Here is a 22,004-nt window from a genome sequence, read left to right on the forward strand (position 1 = left end):
TGCAATCCTTCGGATTGTGCCGGCTTTGTTATGGCTGAGAGATCAGCTCATATTCGCGGCTGCGACGCTCTCCTCACATTGAGACCTCTGATGGATCCCTGGCTGAAGCCCGCGCTCGACTACATCCACGACTGGCTCTCATTCCAGATGGCAACGACGCAGCAACCCGGCTGCCTCGTCGCCATCGCGCATCGCGGCAAGATCGTCGCCGAATATGCCTTCGGTCACGCCGACCTCGCGACCGGCGAGAAGCTGACGCCGCGGCATCGCTTCCGGATCGCCTCGCATTCGAAAAGCTTCACATCTGCCGGACTGATGAAGCTCCGCGAGCAACGCAAATTGCGCCTCGACGATCCCGTTGGCGACCATGTGAAAGGCCTGCATCCGCAGGTCGCTGCAACGACTATCGGACAATTAATGTCGCATAGCGCCGGCATCACGCGCGACGGCGTCGACGCCGGGCAGTTCATCGACAGCCGCCCCTATCTCGACAAGAAGGAGCTATTGTCCGAGCTGCAGCAACCGCCCGCGATTGCGCCCGGCACGCGGCTGAAATATTCCAACCATGGCTTTGGCCTGCTCGGCCTCGTCATCGAAGCTGTCACCGGCGAGCCCTATCGCGACTGGATCAGGCGCGAGATCATTGATGCGGTCGGCCTGCGCGAGACCCAGCCCGACATGCCGCTGACAAAGGGCGCGCTCCTCGCGCAAGGTCATACGCCGCGGCTTCCGCTCGACCGCCGTCTGGTCATTCCCGGCGACACGCCGTGCCACGCCATCACGCCTGCTGCGGGCTTCGTCAGCACCGCAGCCGACATCGCGCGCTTCTTCGCGCAGCTTGCACCCAATGCAAAGCACAGCGTGCTGTCTGCGGCGGGCCGGCGTGAGATGACGCGGCGGCACTGGCGCAATCCGCACGCAACTATCGAGAGCTATTACGGCCTCGGCACCATGAACGGCACCACCGCCGGCTGGGACTGGTTCGGCCACAATGGCGGACTTCATGGCTATATCTCGCGCACCGCCGTGATCCCGGCCTGCGAGCTGACGATCTCGGTTTTCACCAATGCCACCGACGGCTGGGCGCCCATCTGGGTTGATGGCGCCATGCATATCCTGCGCGCATTCGCCCAGCGCGGCGCGCCGCAGAAGCGCGTCCGCGACTGGACGGGACGCATGTGGACCTCATGGAGCGCGTTTGATCTGGTGCCCATCGGAGACCGGGTGCTGGTCGCCACGCCTCAGGCGATCAATCCCTTCATGGACGTCGCCGAGATCGAGGTGACCGGCAAGGACAAGGGCACGATCGCCGCGGCCGCGGGTTATTCCAGTTATGGGGAAGCAGTCCGGAGGGTCCGTGGCAAGACCGGGAAAGTGACCGAGGTTTGGCTCGCCGGCAGCAAATTAAGGCCCGAAAAGGCGGTCGCGGAGGAGCTGACCCGCAAATATGGAGCAACCCGGCGCCGCTCGCCCCGTTAACGATGCGGCGCTCCCTGCAGCCCGGCCGTCTCAAAGACCTGCTATCCTTTCGCTCGACAAGCCCCAGCGAGGTCGGCTAGACGACCCCGCGCAATCACGCAGCATGAGCCGGCGATCCCCTGATGAACCCGTCCAAGCGCTATGACCGGATCGCCTTCGTGGCCAGCACCAGTGCGGAAGCGCAGGCAGCGCTCGACCAGCTGACGCAGCTCTATGGCAATGCCGATCCGGAAACCGCCGATATCATCGTAGCCCTCGGCGGCGACGGATTGATGCTGAAGACGCTGCACGACTTCATGCGCACGGGCAAACCGATCTACGGCATGCATCGCGGCACCGTCGGTTTCCTGATGAACGAGTTCTCAACGCTTGATCTGCATGCGCGCCTCACCGCGGCGCGCGAGACGCTGATCAACCCGCTGCTGATGCGCGCCACGGACGTCCATGGCGGCGTGCACATCCATCACGCCATCAACGAGGTCTCGCTGTTTCGCCAGACGCATCAACTGGCGCGCCTGCGCATCCTCATCGATGAACGCGAACGGATGGCCGAACTTGCCGCCGATGGCATCCTCGTGGCGACGCCGGCCGGCTCAACCGCCTATAACCTGTCCGCGCAGGGGCCGATCCTGCCGATCAATGCCGCGCTGCTGGCACTGACGCCGATCAGCGCGTTCCGCCCGCGGCGCTGGCGCGGCGCGCTGCTTCCCAATACGGCGATCGTCGCAATCGAGGTGCTGGAAGGCGAAAAGCGCCCGGTGGCCGCCGTCGCCGACAACGAGGAAGCCCGCGACGTCCGGCGGGTCGAAATCATCTCCGACAAGTCGATTTCGATGCGCATGATGTTCGACCCCGGCCACAGCCTGGAAGAACGCATCCTGAGCGAACAGTTCGGATATTGAGGCGCCTGCCCGCCTCAACCATTCGTTAAGACGCGCCGCGGTATGGTTAACATCGGGTAACGGTCCCAGCCCGGTTCGAGCCGCATCATGTTCCGTATCGACTTCAACAAGCTGCGTTTTCTGGTCTGCGACGACAATCCGCACATGCGGCGCATCCTGCGCACGCTGCTGCATTCGTTCGGCGCCCGCGAAGTCTACGAAGCCGAGGACGGCGCCACGGCGCTGGAAATGTACAGCCACTACGTCCCTGACATCGTGATCGCCGACTGGGCGATGCCGATTTTCGACGGGCTGGAACTGGCGCAGATGATCCGGCAGCCGGATTCCAAGGGCAATCCCTACGCGCCGATCATCATGCTGACCGGCCATTCCGAAAAACGACGCATCACCATGGCGCGCGATGCCGGCGTCACCGAATTTCTGGCCAAGCCGATCTCGGCCAAGGGCCTTTATCTGCGCATCATGAGCGTGGTCGCGCATCCCCGCCCCTTCATCAAGACGAAGAACTATTTCGGGCCCGACCGCCGCCGCAACACAACCGTCGCCTATATCGGACCGGAACGCCGCAATGGCGGTGAAGCCGAGGTTCTGCAGCAGCCGTCGCTGCTGGATAAAGCCCGTGTCACTGGCTAGCGCAATGTTCGGAGAAACGACCATGGCCAAGAACAAAGCGCCGGCGCCGCCGAAGGTGCAGGCTTTCGCCGATCACCAGGTCATCACGCCGCCGAACACGCTGAAGCACGCGATCCGCCGTGTCATCGATCGCGAGCTCGACGATCCCGTGGCGCGCGCCGAACAGGCGCTGGCCAATCTCTCCGGCGAGTTCAAGACCTGGATGCGCAGCGAATGCGACCGCCTCGCCGCAGCCCATGCCGCGATCCTGAAGAAGGGCTTCGATACGCACACCCGCGGTGAGCTGTTTCGCGCCGCTCACGACATCAAGGGCGACGCCTCGACCTTCGGCTTTCCTGCCGCTGGCGTCGCCGCCGAAAGCCTGTGCCGGATTCTCGAACACGCCCCCGATCTCGATGCGGTGCCGGCGGATCTGATCCAGCACCATATCGATGCGATCCAGGCCATCGTGCGCGAGCACAACACCATCGAGAAGGCCGGCGTGGCCAACGAACTCAGCGCCCGCCTGCGTGCTGTTGCTGATGATTATCTGACGGTCGTCAATCGGGATCGGCCGGATCATCTCGAGATGATCTCGGCGCCGAGCATCGTGCCGAAGGAATAGCCGTTCTCAGTCGTCATTCCGGGGCAGCGCGAGCCGCGCAGCGGATTGAGCTGAACCCGGAATCCCAGCATGAGAGTCTCCGACAGCGCCAGACATATCGGGATTCCGGGTTCGCGTTCCGACGCCTTCGGCGTCTTCTCGCGCCCCGGAATGACTCGCTCTGTGAGCCTACGCCGCGATCAGCTGATACTCGTCGCGCGCATTCGCCTGTTCGGCCAGTTCATCGCAGAACACCCGCGCTTCCTCGCGAGCCGATTCCGTTGCGAAACGCCGCAGCAGGATCAACAGCGGCTCGGACGCCGCCTCGTCGGTTTCGCAAACCGTCAGCACACGCTCGACCATGCGACGACGCAGCCGCACGGCGCCGCCGACAGAGCCGATGAAACCGATTTCATTGCGCGCAGCCAGCGCGGCGCGGAAGGCAGGGAATGTCGACTCCGGCAGGCCTGCGCGGGCAAGCAATGCGTTCAGCCCGGCACCGACGCCGTCATAGACCAGCGCGGCCACGCGGCTCTGCGGCAGGCCGGACAGCTCCACCAGCGCCTGATCGAACAGGTCGAGATTACCGGACAGCAGGGCACGGAGGATCAGTCCGACGGTCAACTGCCCGGCTTCGCGCAGGTGATGCACGAGATCACGCATCTCGTCGCCGCGCGAACGCGACGCAATATTGACCGTGGAGCGCGCCATCGCCTCGTCGGCAATGCGCTCGGCACGATCCGGCGACAGCCAGTTGCGCGCAACCACGAAGCGGGTCAGTGTTTCGGAGAGCTTGGCCACCAGCGCGAGACGCGTCGTGGCCGGCAGGTCGCCAAGGGCCAGCATCGCTTCGCGGATGGCGGCGAGATGACCGTGACGCTCGACGATACGGTCCCAGGAGAATTGCGCCAGTTCGGCATACGGATTTTCAATGAGTTCGAGCGCCGCAGCGGCAGAGCCGACTTCGGCAATGGCGGCGCAGATCGAAATCGGCAGATTGATGCGGCGCGCGACCGCGCATTGCAGTTCGCTGTTCCCCGTCGCGACGATGTCGACCAGATCGGCATCGATCAGCAGCGGCGAATGTTCGAGCACTGGAAGCGACACACAGGGCTGATCCACCGACAGCGCCTGCACGATGGCCGGGGGCGCCGACGGCGCGCGGGCAAAAACCTGCGCCATGGCCTGGCGCACCAGCGGCGATGCGTCATCGAGCAGCATCAGCAGCGCGCCTTCGGCGGCGGCACGATCGTCGTCTGAAAGATCAGAAAAAATCCAGGCCCGCGCCAAAGAGCGCGTTGCCTCTGCCCGCTCGCTGGCTGGAGCGGTCCGTACCCAACTGATGAACTGCCGAACAATCATGGTTCTGCCAGCCTACGCAACAAGATCAACACCGAAACGCGATGCCACTGTCAGAGAAAATAAACCATCCCACTTAACAAACGGTTCACCATAAGCTTATGGGTTTGTTGAGGTTTTATTAAGGGATCGGACACGCGGGGAAATGGATGAGCATGTTGCTCGTCATTCCGGGGCGCGCACTTGCGCGAACCCGGAATCCCGAAATGGCTAGGCGCCTTCGGAGACTCTCACGCCGGGATTCCGGGTTCGCGTGCGAAGACGCACGCGCCCCGGAATGACATGTTGTTCAACTACTAAAAGTCCCGGCGCGATCGCTGAACAGATCGAGCGGCTTGGGCACGCCGACTTCAGGTGCCTTCGGCAGCGACGTGGACGTCAGTGACGTGCGGTTGCCCCACAATTCCTGAACGGCCGGCGACACAGGTTGCGCACGATCGCCCCCCTGGAACAGCGACCGGAAAATCGGCTGTTCCTGCACGGCCGCCGATGACCGATCGGATGCAAAGCTTGCGACCTGCGCCGTGCTCAAATCCGGGAAGCGCGACAGGAATGTCGCATTGCTGGTAGGCGTCAATGGCGAGACCGCCTGCGCCGTCACCACACCCGCGGATGCCATCGCCGTCCGCGTCGCCGTGGAATTCGCAGCACTGTCATAACGCGCCGACAGCACCGAATAGACCTGCGACACGCTGCGCGCGCTGCCGCTCTGATCGTAGAAGATTGGCCGATTCGCTGCGGCGGCATTCGGAAACAGTGCAGCGCCCGATGCGCTCGGATTGTTCGCCGCATTGTTGATCAGCTTGGAGGCGCCGCTGACGCCCATGAAATGCGCCATGTATAGTTCGGAGTCGCTGGGACGGCGCCCGATCTCGCCAGTGAGCTTGAAACTGTTGGACTGTGTCAGCACGCCGGCCATCGCTGAACTCGCGACGGGATCGTCACGCAGTTTCAGGATCTCGGCCTTCGCAGCCGGATCGCTCACCGAATAACTTCCCGACGGCGACTTGGTGATGGCGTCGGCATATTTGCCGTAGCCGAGCTGCGTGCCGGCTTCCTTCACGGTGCCGAGCCAGGTCTGCTCGATGAACTGGAACAGGCCCTTGGCCGAGGATGTCGAAGCCGTGGCCGAGGGATTGAAATTGGATTCCATCTTGGCGGTGGCGAGCAGATATTCGAAGCTCGTGCCCGTGGTGCCGGCAGCATTCTTGATCGCGCCGGTCACCTGACTGCGCGTTGACGAGAGTGCTGATGCGAGGTTGGTCGCGTCGACCGCCATAGTGTGGTGCCCCGCTGCCGCGAAATGACTACCGGGAATCGCGCCCTGCCAGCCGTGCGGAAGCCGCGGACACAGTGGGACATTCATGGTTAACGAAACGCTAAGGCGGTTTTGGCGCCCAACACCTCCATCCGTGGTTGCATATTTTACAGAGCATTAACGCGAGGGTGTTTCCGTATGTGTCTGACGGAGATTCGCTCCCGTCGGCGGCGGAAATGGAGCTCACGATGGTTGCGGTCGCAAACGCGAATTCGACGTCGACCCAACCGTGGGACAAAGCGGCCCCCGCCGCCGTTGCGCCCGCCAAGCCATCCGTCTCATCCGACAAGCCCGCATCTGCGCCGGCAGCCCCTGCCGCCTTCGTATCGCTGTCAGACCGCGCCAAGGCGATTATCGAAAAGGCCAAAGCCGATCAGGCCGCGACCGAAGGGCTCACCTATACATTCGACGAAATGCTGACAAAGCGGACCGACGCCCTGGCCGACCGCCTTTCCAAAGCATTCGAGAAAATGAACATCCCGCCGGAATATGCGACCCACATGAAGGTCGACAAATTCGGCAACGTGACTGCCGAAGGCCCCTGGAAAGCCAAGATCGAGAAGATGTTCAGCGACGATCCGGCGCTTGCCAAGGAGATGAAGGAAGTCTCGGGCCTGAATGCCCTGAAGGCGGCGCAAGCTTCGCTCGATCTCTATAACGAGCAGAAGAAATCGACCAATAGCGAAGTGAAACAGGCGGAAGCCTGGAAGAACTACAATATCCGTTCGATGAACATCCAGACCCTGTCTGGCGTCATGACCATGAAGGACGGCAAGCTCCGGTCGGCGGCGGTCGATTACATGAACATGATCGCCGATCCAACCGGCATCAACGCCGCCGAATCCCGGCAGGATTTCGCCAGCCGGCTGGCGTGACCTGAGATCAGAGCCAGCTCAGCTTCCGTAGACCGACGCCGGATCGAACACCTTGTCCGCATCGATGAACGAGACCTTCGCTGCCCCAGCCTCGCCCTTGGTGATCGCGCGGTAGAAACATGAGCGACGGCCGGTGTGGCAGGCGGCTCCGCCGATCTGCTCGACCTTGATCCAAATCGCATCCTGGTCGCAATCCATCCGCATCTCCACCACGCGCTGGGTCCTGCCCGAGCTCTCGCCCTTGCGCCATAGCGCCTTGCGCGAACGGCTGTAATACCAGGCATCGCCGGTTTCGATAGTGTTGCGCAGCGCCTCTTCATTCATATGCGCCACCATCAACACGTCGCCATTCGCCACGTCGGTCGTCACGACGGTAACGAGACCGGCAGCGTCGAATTTCGGCGTGAGCACGAGGCCTTCTTCGAGATCATGGCTGTGCGCGTGCGATGTATTGGACACGGGAAAATCTCTCGCTGTGGTCGTCAAACGAAAATCGGGCGCTTGATGCGCCCGATACTCTAGCAGCAAATCACGATCGTCGCGCGATCAGCGCGACGTGGGTTTAGCGCGACATGGACTGGATCATCGACATGAACCGCGCCTGCTCGGCAGGATTGTCGCGGAAATTGCCGGTGAAACGCGTGGTGAAAGTGCGTGAGCCTTCCTTGCGGATACCGCGGGCCGACATGCAGGTGTGCTCGGCCTCGACCATCACCGCAACGCCGCGCGGCTTCAGCACTTCATCGACCGCGGCAGCCAGCTGCGCGGTCAGATGCTCCTGGGTCTGCAGCCGATGGCCGAAGATATCCACCAGACGCGCCAGCTTGGAAAGACCCACGACGCGCTCCACCGGCGTATAGGCAATATGCGCCTTGCCGTAGAACGGCATCATGTGATGCTCGCAATGGGAGACGAAGGCCATGTCGCGGATCAGCACGAAATCATCATAGCCCGCGGTCTCGCCGAAGGTCCGATTCAGAACCTCGGCCGGGCACTGATGATAGCCCTGGAACAGCTCGTCATAGGCCTCGACCACGCGTCGCGGGGTGTCCATGAGGCCTTCGCGCTGCGGATTCTCGCCGATATAGGCGAGCAACGTCTGCACCGCCTGCTCTGCCTCGGCGCGCGAGGGCCGCAGCTGGTCGGGATTAACCGCCGCAGCCAGAAATTCGGCGGGATCGAGCTCCGCCGGCCGGAATTCCTGCACTTTGCTCTCGGCAGATCTGACTTCAGAAGATTTACCATCCGGGGATTTGCCGCGAAGCGGCTTGATCACAGCGTCCATCTTTACTCCGTTCGACCGGCCCCACGGGAGGCCGGAGTGTCACCGGGCAGACGGGGCGGCAAGGCCGCCGGACGCCTGAGTCCGTCAATAAAACATCGTCTTGCGACAATAACACCGAGACCGCCGAACTGAATTCTCAAATTCCGGCGATCTGGAGAACGCCCGGCGCTCTGTTGGCCGGGCTCCGCCCTATATAGTGGACCATTACGGCTGTTGCCAGCCATCAGGCTACCCACTCATCACATTTAAATCGTTGGTCTTTTTCCTATTATTCCCAGCACGCCATTCAAGGGCAATGCGGGCAGTTCCCATGTGAGCCTAGGGTGATGACCCGATACTTCAGAACGGCACGGAGGAACAATCTTGGCAGCGCGCATCGCGTCAAACAGCTCCCCGCGCGACTCTTATGGAGGACGCAGGTTCGGAGGGAGGTGCCAGAAACAGCGCGAACGATCCGTAACCCAGGCATTGGTTGGAGGAAAAGGCGATGGCGGCATCCTGCAAGTATGAAATCAGCATTCTGAAACACGACGAGCAAGAAATCGTTCTTGCTACTCATCATCCCGCCATCGGCGAATTAACGCGCGACAAGCTGGAGAGCCTTCGTTCGAGGCTACGGGATTTTCATGGCAAGGAGCACACCCTAGCGCGGCATCGACAGCGCGAAGCAAGAGGAAAAGCCGAACCGAGGGGCAGCAGCTTTTCCGGAACAGCCGAGCATGCAACTCAGCGCAAGCAAGTCTTCGTCGCTGCTATAAAACGCGTTAGCAAGGAGCTGAAGCGCCTGCAGAACTTCGAAGCAAAAAAGGAACTCGGAGAGGCCGCCAGACGCGCATTGGCCCTGCGACGGGCACAGCAATTCTCTCGACCCCAAAATGATCTTCGCCCTGGTGAAGGAATGCGCTCCATCCCGAGCCGGCGCCGGAATATCAAGATTCCTCCTTCACGGATTGGGAGGGTGTCGCAGGCGAACAAGCGCGCGCAGGCTCGGCGCGACGTCAGCCGCGGAAGCGAATGAGCAGCGCGGAGGATCCGAGATTCTTTCTGTCTGTCCCAAGGACGAGCGCCGGCTGATCGAAGGCATCGAGCCTTTGGATCTGTTCCCATCACGGATCGCATGTGATCCGATCGGCGTGCCTTCTTTCTGAAGATGTTGGGCGGTCGCTAGAGTGTCCCTACATAACGGGGACGGCTGCGACGTGCAAAATCCGTGCGTCGCCAAAAACATAACTGCTCACAGACCATTGAAACTGCTGATCTTTTATTTCATGGAATGGACGCTATATAGAGTCCAGATTCCTCGCGCGCCCAAGACGTGATCCCGGTGACCGATGGCACAGTTAAGGTCCGAACCAGATGCTGAACGACATCTATAACAAGCGCATCATCGAGCTCGCCGGTAACATTCCCCGGCTGGGCCGTCTCCCTGCCCCCGATGCGTCAGCCACCGCCCATTCCAAGCTCTGCGGATCGACCGTCAAGATCGACCTCACGATGGATGCCGATGTGGTCACCGACTTCGCCCATGACGTGAAGGCCTGCGCCCTCGGCCAGGCCTCGTCGTCGATTATGGCGCGTCATGTGGTGGGCTCGACCGCCGAAGAATTGCGTGCGCTGCGCGAGACCGTGCGCAAGATGCTGAAGGAAAACGGCGCACCGCCATCGGATGGAAAGTGGGCAGATATCGCCCTGCTCGAACCGGTCCGCGACTACAAGGCGCGCCACGCCTCGACGCTTCTCACATTCGATGCGGTCGTGGACGCCATCGGGCAGATTGAAGCCAAGTCAAACGCCAAGGCCAGCCAGCCGACGCCGGCGTAACGCCAGCGGGGCTATTTCCCTGACGGTGCCGATGCGACGCCGCCAGTCGGCACCGAGGCCTCGGCCGTCTTGGTCGACTTCGTCGAAGACACGACCGGCGCCGAAGCGACCGGGGTGTTTTCATTCTCCGGCCCGCTCACGAAACGATCCTGTACCGACTTCGGCACCAGTGATGCAACCGGCGCCTCTTGCTCGCGAGGCTCGGGCAACACATCACCGACACTATGGCTGGTGACCAGATTGGTCAGCTTCAGCTCGGCTTCCGTAAGCCGATGCAGATCGTCCCACGGCGGCACGCTGAGCGACAATGACAAGAGATCACCCGTGCCTCCCATGTCGAAAGTGTATTTGGCGAGACGGCCGATATCCCGCTCGACGATCATCAGATCATTTGCCGTATAGCTCGCAGCCTTCGGGTCGTCGGCGCGGTCGCCCATCCAGATCTGATGGACGCGCACCAGGGATTCCTCGGCCACATAGCGGGTCTTGCCCGCCAGCAGCAGAAAAACGCACATAGATTCGCAATAAGCCTGCGGCACGACCGCCGGCTTCATGACGCCCGAGGACGATTGCAGGTCGACCGTGATACCGACTGTGGTGCGCAGACCAAGCTTGCGCCAGCGCCGGCCCATGGTGATGGCGTCATTGACCGAGCCGCCGCTGGAATCCAGCACCACTGTCGCGTCAGTCAGATCGCGGCCTTTGGAAAATTCGTCGAAATCCCTGACGGTGTCGCCGGTGACAATCCCCACCGCGCCGATCCAGCCACGGCAATTCGGCTCGCAGGCCACCCAGGTGAAGCGCATCGGGAGTTTGCGTTCTTCGAGAACGGCTGCAGCTTGGGCAGAGGACACGGCCGAAGCCAGCAGGCCCGCCGCGAGTCCGGGAAGAACGATGCAAAAGGCCGCGGCGCGAAACAGCGCCGAACTACCTGATCGAAGCGACCTCATACGTCCCAAGTCGGTTCCTTCCCCGCACTCTCATGAGCAATGGCAACGGCCCCAAACAACGCTCATGATTCTGTCACACGGGCGTTACGTGAAAACCTAACGAGCTTCGCCGCAGCGTCCAGTTACTTTTGCTGCACTGCATGCAATAAATTGGCAGGTGTGTCTCCAATGCATAAGTAGATGGGTTCCATGCAAAGGAACCGGGCAAAACCCGGCTGATCTGATAGCAATCCGACCATGAAACATTCATCCATGTGCCCGAACTGCGTCGGTACTATTCAACGGCTGCCGCGCAATGCCGGTCGCGGCATGATCTGGATATACCGCCACACGCTGTCTCCGCTGGTCGGATACAATTGCCGTCATCTCCCGACCTGCTCGGTCTATGGCGACGAAGCGATCGAGCGCTACGGATTGTGGGCCGGCGGCTGGATGACACTGGCCCGGCTGCTCCGCTGCCAGCCATGGGGCACGTCGGGTATCGACAACGTGCCGGTCAAGCTGTCGCCCGATGCCCGTTGGTACACACCGTGGCGCTACGCGCGCTGGCGCGGTGTCAATGACGGCGCAAACTAGAAGTTTACGCAGGCATTGCCGACCTTCGTGAGCACGGACTGCTGACTGAACTGCCGCTTATAGCTGTCCGCGATGGCAACTAGGTCGGCACGTTTCTGAGCGTCGTCGGCGAAAGTGATCAGAACGACCTTTGCCCTTTCGCGGACATCAACATGACGCACGCCGTCGCGCCACTGCCCGTCTCCATCGATGACGGTGAGACCATCGGGAAAGCGGGGCGTGATTTCCCTTGCGACGAAATTTGCAAATGCAGATTCGCTGATACCAGGCCGATCGCCAATGTTGCGGCCGAAGATCATCTCCGCAGACACCATGATGCGCGACGGCGGCAGACAGGCTTGCGGCGGCAGCCATGCACAGCCGCTCATCAGCACACTGACTGTTAATGTAGCAATGCATGCGGAGAACAATTGGCGGATATGTCGCGGCACACCAAACCTCAAATTATCAAAGCTATTTTTACAAAATGCCTACTGGTGGGATTGTTGAATAACATTTGATACCATAGGGTGCCGCCACTTCATCTCGCCAAATTCATCTTCACTTAACATCACTGCCCGGGGCACTCAGGTGGAAGACGGCCTATACGAAGTACATTTTCATACTATTCATGGCACCGGGACCGGCGTCGTCTATGCCATCGGCGGAAAGCTGCGCGGCGGCAACTCCGCTTTCGCCTTCATGGGCAACTATCAAAACAGAGGCGAGACTATCTCTGTCAAGGTGTCATCGAAACGCTACAACCCGGATCAGAGCTTCAAGTCGGTGTTCGGCTTTGAAGGTGTCACACTGGCTTTGACCGGTCGCGTCAATGGCGACCTGCTCGATTTCGAAGGCAGTGCGCTACAATTGCCCGGCGTGCCGTTCAAGGCGCAACTGACCCGCATCTGCGACTAAGCGACACGTCCCGACATTTTACGGCTGAACGCGATGGCCACCAGTGCCGTCGTCAGGAAACCCATCGCGACAAACCCCGACGCGTGGAAGTATCCGCCGGCGAACAGCGCGCCACCGATGCCCGATCCAATCGCCTGGCCGACATAGAGCATCGATGTATTGAGCGAGACCGACGCCGCTCCGGCCGACGGTGCCGCCATGATCAAGCGGACCTGCTGCATCGAGGTGATGGCGCCGAAGCCGAGCCCCCAGATCGCGACGCCGAGCGCCATCGCGGGCAGATGGCCTGCGCCGAGCGTCCAGACCGTCATGCCAGCCAACACCAGCGATGTCGATAGAATGGAGGTCCTCAGCGGCCCCCAGCTATCGACGATCCGCGTCGCCGTCATGATGCCGAGAAAACCGCAGACGCCGTAGATCGCGAAGACGGATGCCGCTGCGTCGTGCCCTGCGCCCGCGAGACGTTCGAGCAGCGGCGCCATGAAGGTGAAAATCGAGAACTGCCCGGCGATCTGCAGCATGGTGATCGACAGCAACAACAGCACGAGCCGGTTGCGCGCCAGCGACGACCAAGTGCTGAGATCCACAGGCGCGCCGAACAGCCCGCGCGGTATCCGCCACACCAGCAACACGAGACTGATGCAACTCATTACGCCGACGCAGCCATAGACCTCGCGCCAGCCGAAGCGGCTGGCGATGAACGTCACCAGCGGCAGACCGACCGCAGCGGCGAGGGTCCAGCCGAGAAAGACGTAAGCGACGCTGCTACCCCGCTTCTCCGGCGGCACCAGCATGCCGACCACGCCTGCCGCCTGCGGAGTATACGGTGCCGCAGCGATGCACATCACCAGGCGGATAGCGAGCAGCACCGCATAGTTGGGCGCAAGGGCCGAAGCGAGATTGCACACGGCCACGACCGCGATGACGCCGATCAACATGTGCCGTCGCTCGATCCGGCTGGTCAGCCACGACATCAGGGGCGAGCAGATGCACAGCATCACTGCGCCGAAGGTGATCAAAAGCCCCGCCTCGCGGATCGTGACACCCAGCCCCGCCGACAGCTCGCCAAGCATCGCCGTCGGCCCCAGCAGGCCGATGCCGGTGACGAAATTGCCGATCATGAGTGCGGTGGGCGCGTAAGGGCGGGAGACTGTCAAGATATCGCATCTTATGGATGCAACTGCATGCAAGTCAAACCTGCAAGCCAAGCGTGCAAATCAGGTCAGCCAGACTGGTGTTGCAACGCCCGAATCGGCTGCTATACCGCTCGTCCGCTTACCTGCGCCCGTGTGCAGGAGTGAGCCACAGGAGAGAAGACATGACAGAGAATGAAGGCTCGGGATTCAAGTTCGGCCTCGCCAACCTCACCCCCGCCGAAACCAACAACATCACCGTTACTTTCCCGGACGGCGCCAAGCGCGAATTCGCCAAGGGCACGACCGGTTTCGAGATTGCCAAGGGCATCTCGCCGTCGCTGGCCAAGCGCACCGTTGCTATGGCGCTGGACGGCACCGTCTCGGATCTCTCCGATCCGATCGACGCCGACGCCAAGATCGATTTCATCAACCGCGACGACCCCCGCGCGCTGGAGCTGATCCGGCATGACGCGGCGCACGTGCTCGCCGAAGCCGTGCAGACGCTGTGGCCCGGCACCCAGGTGACCATCGGTCCGGTGATCGAGAACGGTTTCTATTACGACTTCTTCCGCAACGAGCCATTCACGCCCGAGGACTTCGGCGCGATTGAGAAGAAGATGCGCGAGATCATCGCGCGCGACAAACCGTTCACCAAGGACGTCTGGGATCGCGAGAAGACCAAGCAGGTATTCCGCGACAAGGGCGAAGCCTTCAAGGTCGAGCTGGTCGACGCCATTCCCGGCAACGAGCCGATCAAGATCTACTACCAGGGCGACTGGTTCGACCTCTGCCGCGGCCCGCATATGACGTCGGTCGGCAAGGTCGGCAACGCCTTCAAACTGATGAAGGTGGCCGGCGCCTATTGGCGCGGCGATAGCAACAATCCGATGCTCACGCGCATCTACGGCACGGCCTTCGCCAAGCAGGACGACCTCGACGCGTATCTGAAACAGATCGAGGAAGCGGAGAAGCGCGACCACCGTAAACTGGGTCGCGAACTCGATCTCTTCCACTTCCAGGAAGAAGGTCCGGGCGTCGTGTTCTGGCACCCCAAGGGCTGGACTATCTTCCAAGCGCTAATCGCCTATATGCGCCGCCGCCTCAATGGCGATTACAGCGAAGTCAATGCGCCGCAGATCCTCGACAAGGTGTTGTGGGAGACCTCAGGCCACTGGGAATGGTACCGCGAGAACATGTTCGCGGCGCAGTCCGCCGGCGACGAAGCCGAGGACAAGCGCTGGTTTGCGCTGAAGCCGATGAACTGCCCCGGCCATGTGCAGATCTTCAAGCATGGATTGAAGAGCTACCGCGACCTGCCATTGCGCCTCGCCGAATTTGGCGTCGTGCATCGCTATGAGCCGTCGGGCGCCATGCACGGCTTGATGCGCGTGCGCGGCTTCACCCAGGACGACGCCCATGTGTTCTGTACCGAGCAACAGCTCGCCGACGAATGCCTCAAGATCAACGATCTGATCCTGTCGACCTATTCCGACTTCGGCTTCGGCGACATCGTGGTCAAACTGTCGACGCGGCCGGAAAAGCGCGTCGGCACCGACGAGATGTGGGATCACGCCGAGCGCGTGATGGCCACCGTGCTGTCGGTGATCGAGAGCCAGTCCGGCGGTCGCATCAAGACCGAGATCAGCCCCGGCGAAGGCGCATTCTACGGACCGAAGTTCGAATATGTGCTGCGCGACGCCATCGGCCGCGACTGGCAGTGCGGCACCACGCAGGTCGACTTCAACCTGCCGGAGCGCTTCGGTGCGTTCTACATCGACGCCGACGGCTCGAAGAAGGCGCCGGTGATGGTGCATCGCGCGATCTGCGGCTCGATGGAGCGTTTCATTGGCATCCTGATCGAACACTTTGCCGGCAACTTCCCGCTCTGGCTGTCACCGGTGCAGGTGGTGGTCACAACGATCACCTCGGAAGGCGATGAATACGCCAAGGTCGTCGCCGCAGCCGCGCGCAAGGCCGGCCTCCGCGTCGAGATCGATCTGCGCAACGAGAAGATCAACTACAAGGTCCGCGAACACTCGCTGGCCAAGATCCCTGCTCTGCTCGTGGTCGGCAAGAAGGAAGCCGAAACCGGCCAGGTCTCGGTGCGCCGTCTCGGCAGCGATGGCCAAAAGGTGAGTTCGCTCGAAGAAGCCCTTGCCGCACTGGTCGACGAGGCGACACCGCCCGACGTGAAGCGCGCACTGGCAGAGGGCTGAGCCGATGAGCGACGATGAAGAGATCGAGATCGAGGCCTATCCGCTCCGATCCTATCAGGTGATCGCCGATCCCAACAGGCCGGACGTGGTCGCGCTGGCATTCGAGACTGAGCGTGGCCATAGCCTCTATCTGGCCTCGCGGGCCGTGCTGGAGGATCTGGGCCGTGATCTGCTGGACCGTGCCTCCAAGATGCCGGAGCACAAAAAGGTCAGCTAAGCGGATGCGCGCGGTCACAATCCGTCTAAATCAGCAAGGCCCGCCTCGTGGCGGGCCTTTTCGCGTGGTAAGCGGTCATTCAATTCCTGCAAATTCTGCGCATCCTCATCTGTGAGAACTGCCCGTGCCCGACATCATCGACTTCCTGAAGACCCGCCGCTCCGTCAAGCCGCGCGAAATGACCGGCTCCGGCCCCTCATCCGCCGAACTCGAAACCATCCTGACCATTGGGGCACGCGTGCCGGACCACGGCAAGCTGGCGCCATGGCGCTTCATCATTTTCGAGGGTGACGCCCGCAAACGCGCGGGCAACGTCATCGCCACCGTGTTCGCACGGAAGAATCCCGATGCACCGGTCGAGGAGATCGAGGCGCAGAAACACAAACTGACGGAGGCGCCGCTGGTGATCGGCGTGGTGAGCATCATCAAGCCGCATCCGAAGATTCCGTCATGGGAGCAGGAACTGTCCGCAGGCGCGAGCTGCATGAATATTGTATCGGCCGCTACAGCCATGGGTTATGGCGCCAACTGGCTGACCGGCTGGATGGTCTATGACCGCGACGTGCTCGAAGGCCTCGGCCTCGCCGCCAATGAAAGACTGGCCGGCTTCATCCATGTCGGCGGCAAGCCCGACAAGGTGATCGAGGACCGACCGCGGCCAGAACTCAAGGACGTCGTGACCCGGTTCTGAACCGGATTTACGCAGCCTGCGACGCCTGGCTACCAAACCGGCGCAACAGATTTTCGATTTCCGACGCCGGTTTGGCAGGGCTGAACAGAAAACCCTGCACCTCGTTGCAGCCTTCCGCGCGCAGCCAGTCCAGTTGATCGATCGTTTCGACCCCCTCGGCGGTCGTGGTGATGTTCATGCTGCGACCGAGTCCTGAGATCGCGCGTACGATGGCAACGCAATCCGGCCGCTCGATCAGATCTTTCACGAAAGACCGGTCGATCTTGATCTTGTCGAACGGAAAACTCCGCAGATAGCTCAGGCTGGAATAGCCGGTGCCGAAATCATCCATCGAGATGCGGACGCCCAGCGCGCGCAGTTGATGCAGGATCGCAAGATTGGCCTCGGTTTCCGCAAGAAACACCGACTCGGTGATTTCCAGCTCAAGACGATGCGGCGACAGGCCGGAATAAGCTAGCGCGGCAACCACGACCTGCACCAGGTTGCGGCTGCGGAACTGCACCGGCGAGAGATTGACCGCGACCTTGATATCGTCCGGCCACTTGGCAGCTTCGGCGCAGGCCTTGCGCAGCACCCACTCGCCGAGCGTGACGATGAGGCCGATATCCTCCGCGACCGGGATAAAATCGGCCGGCGAGATCATGCCCTTTTCGGGATGTTTCCAGCGCAGCAGCGCCTCGAATCCGGTGATGCGATCGGCGGTCAGATCGACCAGCGGCTGGTAATGCAGTTCGAAGTCGCCATCGGCGAAAGCGCTGCGCAGATCGAGCTCCATGTCGCGGCGCTTCTGCGCCTGGCGATCCATCTCGCGCTCGAAGAAGCGATGCACGCCGCCACCTTCGGACTTCGCGCGGTACAATGCCATATCGGCATTGCGCATCAGCTCTTCGCTGGTATCGCCATCGCCCGGTGACATGGCGATACCGATGCTGGCGCCGATCACGACCTCGACGCCGTTCATGTCATAGGGCGCGCTGATGATCTCGATCAGCCGCGCGGCAAAATCGTTGGCTTCGTTCGGCGTGATATCGGCTGCCAGCACCACGGCAAATTCGTCGCCGCCGAGCCGCGCCGCGAGATTGTTGCCACGCACCTCGGTGCGCATTCGTGTGGCGACCATCTTCAACAGCCGGTCACCCATGGGATGGCCGAAGGAATCATTTACATTCTTGAACAGGTCGAGATCGATGCACAGCACCGCGACATGCTTGCTCTGATCGTCGTGATCGAGCGCCTGGGCCAGACGCTCCTGATAAAAAACACGATTTGGCAAATCCGTCAGCGCATCGTGATGCGCCATATGCGCCACGCGCGCCTCGGCCTTGCGACGCTCGGTGATGTCGACGACAGCCACGAGGAAGCCGTCGCGACCTTCGAACATCACGCGGCGGCCATAGGTCAGCACCTCGATTTCGCTTCCATCGGCCTTCAGGTGGCGCCAGTTGCGATCCGACTGATAGATATCTCCGAGTTGCATTAACGCGCGCGTATGAAGCTCCCACTCGTCACGCGGCCAGATTTCCTTGAGCTGCATCCGGAGGAAAGTGGCGCGATCGTATCCGTAATGCGCGACAGCCGCGTCATTGACGCTGAGAAAATCCATCGTCTCGGCATCGAACACCCACATCGGCATCGGATTGCTGTCGAACAGCAGCCGGAACGAGGCCTCGCGGCGCTTAATGTCGGTGACGTCAGACACAGTCAGCGACACCAAGTCGCCAAAAGCGGTGGCGCTGAGCCGAAGGTTGCGATCATCGCTGTCGATTTCGAGCTGACCGCTCTGGCCATTGGCGATCATGGACAGCAGCCATTTCGTCACGCTCGGCAGCGACAATGCGTGACCGCCCGCGCTCAGCTTGCGCCACTGAAGGTCGGTGGGTGATACTTTCAGCAGGCGCGAAGCGCCCTGATTATGATGCACGATCTGGAAGTCGAATGCCTGGCTTGCGGAATCCCGGATTGCCGCAAGCGACACGATGCCTTCGTCCGTCGACGAGAAGATCGCATCGACCAGATTGTAACGGGTGCCCTGCTCATTGACATAGACGCCGACCAACCGGCCACCCCAGCGTGACGCTGTCGGCAGCGCCAGAATGTCATAGGTGTGGACGAGACCGTCACGCACGCAATGCGCCACCATCAGATGCGGCCTGTTGGCCTGCAACGCGCAGTTTGCGGCTTCCGTTAGCGCACGCACGCAATCAGGTGCCAGCACGTCGAGCGGAATGCCCCAGCGATCGTCACCCAACCACTGTTGCACATAGCGGCCGCTGCGTGACACTTCGAGCGTCTCACCTTCGACTTTCAGCAGGACGATGTGATCGGCCATCCGCCCAAGACTGCCGAGCATCACTTCTTCATAGCCGGGCAGAATCTGGCCGGGACGAACGGCCGCCCGCCATTTGCGTTGCAAGGCGGGAATGTCGTCGAACAACTTGACGTCCGGGCTTCCGGATAACTGTCTGGCCGCGATCACGACATCCCCTTCGGAACACTTGTAGCGATACGTGCTATTCGGACTATGGGGATTAACGTCATGTAAACGTTCCGCGACCGCGGAGGGCAACGACCTGCTATAACGCGACAAACTGGCACGATGGTTAGTTGGCGATTCAGGATCATGACACGCGCATGACAATTCATTCGCGTTTGAAGCGTGTTGTCTGCAACGAGATCTTTGTTCTGGAAGATTGTTGAGTAGCTTGCGAGCAGCAGTTAGCGCGCGATGACTTCGATCTCGCCGTCGACGCCGTTCACGACGTTGAAGGGGCGCTCGAACACCTTGCCTTCGTTCTTGGCGATGGCGCGATATTCGCCTTCTGCCAAAGTGACGCGCGGGAATGCGCCGATGGATTCCTTGATGACGTCGCCGGCCGGCGTGATCACCGACCATGCGGTGTTGGCCAGAGCCTCGCCGCCCTTGTCGCTCACCAGCTTCATGGTGATGACAGCCGCACGATGCGTGATGGTCACGTCGGTGAGCTTGCTCGCCTGCACGCGGATGTCGGAGCGCACCACCGAATTGGCGTCACCGTAATTCGAGATGATGTAGTAGGTGCCTTCCTGCAGCAACACGACATCGCCGGCAGGAACACTCGGCAGTAGCGGCGTGCGCTCGCCGCCTTCGAACTGGCTGCCTTTGTAGATCGAGAACGAGATCTGGTTCTGCGGGATCTTCGTGGTGCCGACGCGGCCCTCGATCCGCAATCCGCCGGCCGGCAGCACAAACGCTTCACGATCGGTCTCGGACTTGATGGTCACCGGACGAACAGCGCTCACAAGGCCCAGCGCCACATGCACCACATAGCTGCCCGGTGGCAGCACGATGTTCGGCGTGGCGCCGCGATCCTCGCGGATCAACTTGAAGGCACCAGTCTCGTCCGGCCTGTCGGAATAAACCCGCCAGACCAGACCGCTATTGATGACCGGCATATCCTTGCCATAGCGCGCCGTCAGCGCCAGCACGCCCTGTGCGGGGCCCGTTGGAGCAGCCTGGACCGGCGACGGCACAGGCGGGGCGACATTGGCAACCGGCGGTTGCGTCAGCGGCGCCGGCAACAAGGGGGTGGAAGCAGGACCGGACGGCGGCGCGAGGCTGATGGCCGGACCCGACGGGACATCCGGGATCGAGCCCGGCGGAACCGGTGCCGGACGGTCCGAAAAGAACTGCGCAGATGCGGTTTGGGGCAAGGCAACAGCCTGCAGCAGAGCGAGGCCCAGCACCATAGCCAGCCGTCCGCTCCGGCCGGATGTTCGCAAATCATGGCCCCATGCAGTCATGGTCATGCTTTTCACCCAAAACGCGACAAATTCAAGCCTTGACGCGGCTGTCCCGCCGCCAGACCCACAATCGCGTGAGGTTCCCCATGAACCAGCGCACCGGGCGGTAACGGGTCGCTCTGCAGTCACATTTGGTGCCTAAACCTCGCAAACGCGACATAAATCATGAATTAGCTACCGTCTGGAATGATGGCGCAGCTGCATTTAATATCGGCGGCGTCGAGGAGCTTAGTGTGCTGGAGATTTTGATGGGGCGCGGCCAGAATGGCGCGAACGGTCGCGACAAACCTGGTTTGGGAAGCGTTCGACGTCCGATCATCGGTCTGGCGCTGGGCGGGGGTGCGGCGCGCGGTTTCGCCCATATCGGGATCCTCCGCACTTTGCTCGCCCATGGCATCGTCCCGAACGTCGTGGTGGGCACCTCGATCGGTGCCGTAGTTGGCGGATCCTACGCCGCCGGCCACCTCGATACGCTCGAGGAATGGGCGCGCAGTCTGCAGCCCCGCAATATTCTCAGCTATCTCGACATTCGCCTGAACGGCTCAGGCCTGATCGGCGGCAACAAGCTGGCCGCACAGCTCGAAGCGTCGCTGGGCCATACGCTGATCGAAGATCTCCCGCTGAAATTCGCCAGCGTCGCCACCGAGGTGCGCACCGGCCATGAAATCTGGCTGACTCATGGTCGCCTGGTCGATGCAATGCGCGCGTCCTATGCGCTGCCGGGCATCTTCTCTCCGGTTCTGGTCGGCGATCGCTGGCTGGTCGACGGCGCGCTGGTCAATCCGGTGCCGGTATCGGCGGCGCGCGCGCTGGGCGCTGAGATTGTCATCGCAGCCAATCTCAGCAATGACGTGTTTGGCCATTCGACCACGATTTTCGACCATGGCACGGGACCTGAAATGGCCGAGCCCATCATCGAAGTCGAAGAGCCGAAGCGCGGTTTCAGCAAGTTCTTCTCGGCCGAGCGCACCATGAAGCGCGAATTCTTCGGCGGCGGCGGTCGACCGGGCATCTCTACCGTAATGGTCGATGCCTTCAACATCATGCAGGATCGCATCACCCGCGCGCGACTTGCCGGCGATCCGCCGGATCTCCTGATCGCCCCCCGCGTTGGCCGCATCGGCTGGTTCGATTTCCACCGCGCCGAAGAAATGATCACGCTCGGCGCGCGTGCCGCAGAACGCGCTGTCGAGTCCATTCAAGAAGCGATCGAAATCCTCGCCCCTGAAGTGGCAAACTCGCCTGCACCCGTCGTTGCGCAGAAGCCGACCACTTCGCAGAGTTGA

General features: G+C 61.6%; 22 protein-coding genes. 13 read left to right on the forward strand and 9 right to left on the reverse strand.

Going from position 1 to position 22,004, the window contains the following annotated elements; translation table 11 throughout:
* Positions 1-90: 90 nt before the first annotated feature.
* The 4 genes from AB7813_RS09285 (at position 91) to AB7813_RS09300 (ending at position 3,618) form a co-directional block, all read left to right on the forward strand.
* On the forward strand, positions 91-1,479 hold the full coding sequence (locus tag AB7813_RS09285) for a serine hydrolase domain-containing protein (RefSeq protein ID WP_439083196.1): 1,389 nt from the start codon (positions 91-93) through the stop codon (positions 1,477-1,479).
* A 122-nt stretch (positions 1,480-1,601) separates the two neighbouring features.
* Positions 1,602-2,381 carry an NAD kinase gene (locus AB7813_RS09290; protein ID WP_120286903.1) on the forward strand — a complete coding sequence of 260 codons (780 nt, stop codon included), beginning with the start codon at positions 1,602-1,604 and terminating at the stop codon, positions 2,379-2,381.
* Positions 2,382-2,468: 87 nt separating this feature from the next.
* On the forward strand, positions 2,469-3,014 hold the full coding sequence (locus tag AB7813_RS09295; RefSeq protein WP_068731951.1) for a response regulator: 546 nt from the start codon (positions 2,469-2,471) through the stop codon (positions 3,012-3,014).
* A gap of 22 nt (positions 3,015-3,036) precedes the next feature.
* On the forward strand, positions 3,037-3,618 hold the full coding sequence (locus tag AB7813_RS09300) for an Hpt domain-containing protein (protein WP_439083195.1): 582 nt from the start codon (positions 3,037-3,039) through the stop codon (positions 3,616-3,618).
* A gap of 168 nt (positions 3,619-3,786) precedes the next feature.
* Here the strand turns inward: AB7813_RS09300 and AB7813_RS09305 are convergent, their stop codons facing one another.
* Positions 3,787-4,959, reverse strand: a complete 1,173-nt coding sequence (locus tag AB7813_RS09305; RefSeq protein WP_093762054.1) for a DUF2336 domain-containing protein — start codon at positions 4,957-4,959, stop codon at positions 3,787-3,789.
* Between the two features lie 286 nt (positions 4,960-5,245).
* Positions 5,246-6,235 carry a transglycosylase SLT domain-containing protein gene (locus AB7813_RS09310; RefSeq protein ID WP_439083194.1) on the reverse strand — a complete coding sequence of 330 codons (990 nt, stop codon included), beginning with the start codon at positions 6,233-6,235 and terminating at the stop codon, positions 5,246-5,248.
* Positions 6,236-6,462: 227 nt separating this feature from the next.
* Between AB7813_RS09310 and AB7813_RS09315 the strand changes: the two genes are divergently transcribed.
* Positions 6,463-7,149, forward strand: a complete 687-nt coding sequence (locus tag AB7813_RS09315) for a hypothetical protein (RefSeq protein ID WP_439083193.1) — start codon at positions 6,463-6,465, stop codon at positions 7,147-7,149.
* Positions 7,150-7,167: 18 nt separating this feature from the next.
* Here the strand turns inward: AB7813_RS09315 and hisI are convergent, their stop codons facing one another.
* Together hisI and folE are read right to left on the reverse strand one after the other, a co-directional pair.
* Complete coding sequence (hisI, locus tag AB7813_RS09320) at positions 7,168-7,608, reverse strand: phosphoribosyl-AMP cyclohydrolase (RefSeq protein ID WP_439083192.1); 441 nt, start codon at positions 7,606-7,608, stop codon at positions 7,168-7,170.
* 103 nt (positions 7,609-7,711) lie between these two features.
* Entirely contained in the window at positions 7,712-8,434 is a 723-nt protein-coding gene (gene folE, locus AB7813_RS09325) for a GTP cyclohydrolase I FolE (RefSeq protein WP_089264896.1), read from the reverse strand.
* Between the two features lie 487 nt (positions 8,435-8,921).
* Here folE and AB7813_RS09330 point away from each other — a divergent pair, with 487 nt between their 5' ends.
* A complete protein-coding gene (locus tag AB7813_RS09330) occupies positions 8,922-9,452 on the forward strand; it encodes a hypothetical protein (protein WP_439083191.1) in 531 nt (176 codons plus the stop codon).
* A 338-nt stretch (positions 9,453-9,790) separates the two neighbouring features.
* Positions 9,791-10,255 (forward strand): iron-sulfur cluster assembly scaffold protein, encoded by a 465-nt coding sequence (locus AB7813_RS09335; protein ID WP_093762048.1) that lies wholly within the window; start codon positions 9,791-9,793, stop codon positions 10,253-10,255.
* 11 nt (positions 10,256-10,266) lie between these two features.
* On the opposite strand, the gene AB7813_RS09340 is transcribed toward AB7813_RS09335, so the two are convergent.
* Positions 10,267-11,205 carry a hypothetical protein gene (locus tag AB7813_RS09340; RefSeq protein ID WP_439084220.1) on the reverse strand — a complete coding sequence of 313 codons (939 nt, stop codon included), beginning with the start codon at positions 11,203-11,205 and terminating at the stop codon, positions 10,267-10,269.
* Positions 11,206-11,442: 237 nt separating this feature from the next.
* Between AB7813_RS09340 and yidD the strand changes: the two genes are divergently transcribed.
* Positions 11,443-11,781: a membrane protein insertion efficiency factor YidD gene (yidD, locus tag AB7813_RS09345; protein ID WP_093762046.1), complete on the forward strand. Its 339-nt coding sequence runs from the start codon at positions 11,443-11,445 to the stop codon at positions 11,779-11,781.
* Here the strand turns inward: yidD and AB7813_RS09350 are convergent.
* Positions 11,778-12,212 (reverse strand): DUF3574 domain-containing protein, encoded by a 435-nt coding sequence (locus AB7813_RS09350; protein WP_439083190.1) that lies wholly within the window; start codon positions 12,210-12,212, stop codon positions 11,778-11,780. The two genes, yidD and AB7813_RS09350, sit on opposite strands and share 4 nt — an antisense overlap.
* A 139-nt stretch (positions 12,213-12,351) precedes the next feature.
* Here AB7813_RS09350 and AB7813_RS09355 point away from each other — a divergent pair, with 139 nt between their 5' ends.
* Positions 12,352-12,678: a GrlR family regulatory protein gene (locus AB7813_RS09355; RefSeq protein ID WP_093762042.1), complete on the forward strand. Its 327-nt coding sequence runs from the start codon at positions 12,352-12,354 to the stop codon at positions 12,676-12,678.
* Here the strand turns inward: AB7813_RS09355 and AB7813_RS09360 are convergent.
* Positions 12,675-13,799: an MFS transporter gene (locus AB7813_RS09360; protein ID WP_439064649.1), complete on the reverse strand. Its 1,125-nt coding sequence runs from the start codon at positions 13,797-13,799 to the stop codon at positions 12,675-12,677. The two genes, AB7813_RS09355 and AB7813_RS09360, sit on opposite strands and share 4 nt — an antisense overlap.
* Positions 13,800-13,996: 197 nt before the next feature.
* Here AB7813_RS09360 and thrS point away from each other — a divergent pair, with 197 nt between their 5' ends.
* The 3 genes from thrS (at position 13,997) to AB7813_RS09375 (ending at position 16,938) form a co-directional block, all read left to right on the forward strand.
* Positions 13,997-16,030, forward strand: coding sequence for a threonine--tRNA ligase (thrS, locus tag AB7813_RS09365; protein WP_439064301.1), 2,034 nt, complete (start codon positions 13,997-13,999; stop codon positions 16,028-16,030).
* Between the two features lie 4 nt (positions 16,031-16,034).
* Entirely contained in the window at positions 16,035-16,247 is a 213-nt protein-coding gene (locus AB7813_RS09370) for a hypothetical protein (RefSeq protein WP_439064302.1), read from the forward strand.
* 124 nt (positions 16,248-16,371) lie between these two features.
* Positions 16,372-16,938, forward strand: coding sequence for a nitroreductase family protein (locus AB7813_RS09375; protein WP_439064303.1), 567 nt, complete (start codon positions 16,372-16,374; stop codon positions 16,936-16,938).
* 7 nt (positions 16,939-16,945) lie between these two features.
* On the opposite strand, the gene AB7813_RS09380 is transcribed toward AB7813_RS09375, so the two are convergent.
* Together AB7813_RS09380 and AB7813_RS09385 are read right to left on the reverse strand one after the other, a co-directional pair.
* Complete coding sequence (locus tag AB7813_RS09380; RefSeq protein WP_439064304.1) at positions 16,946-19,414, reverse strand: putative bifunctional diguanylate cyclase/phosphodiesterase; 2,469 nt, start codon at positions 19,412-19,414, stop codon at positions 16,946-16,948.
* A gap of 239 nt (positions 19,415-19,653) precedes the next feature.
* A complete protein-coding gene (locus tag AB7813_RS09385) occupies positions 19,654-20,664 on the reverse strand; it encodes a hypothetical protein (protein WP_439084219.1) in 1,011 nt (336 codons plus the stop codon).
* 287 nt (positions 20,665-20,951) lie between these two features.
* On the opposite strand from AB7813_RS09385, the gene AB7813_RS09390 reads away from it, so the two are divergent.
* Positions 20,952-22,004 (forward strand): patatin-like phospholipase family protein, encoded by a 1,053-nt coding sequence (locus AB7813_RS09390; RefSeq protein ID WP_170849844.1) that lies wholly within the window; start codon positions 20,952-20,954, stop codon positions 22,002-22,004.

The organism is Tardiphaga sp. 20_F10_N6_6 (assembly GCF_052076045.1).
GTDB lineage: Bacteria > Pseudomonadota > Alphaproteobacteria > Rhizobiales > Xanthobacteraceae > Tardiphaga > Tardiphaga robiniae.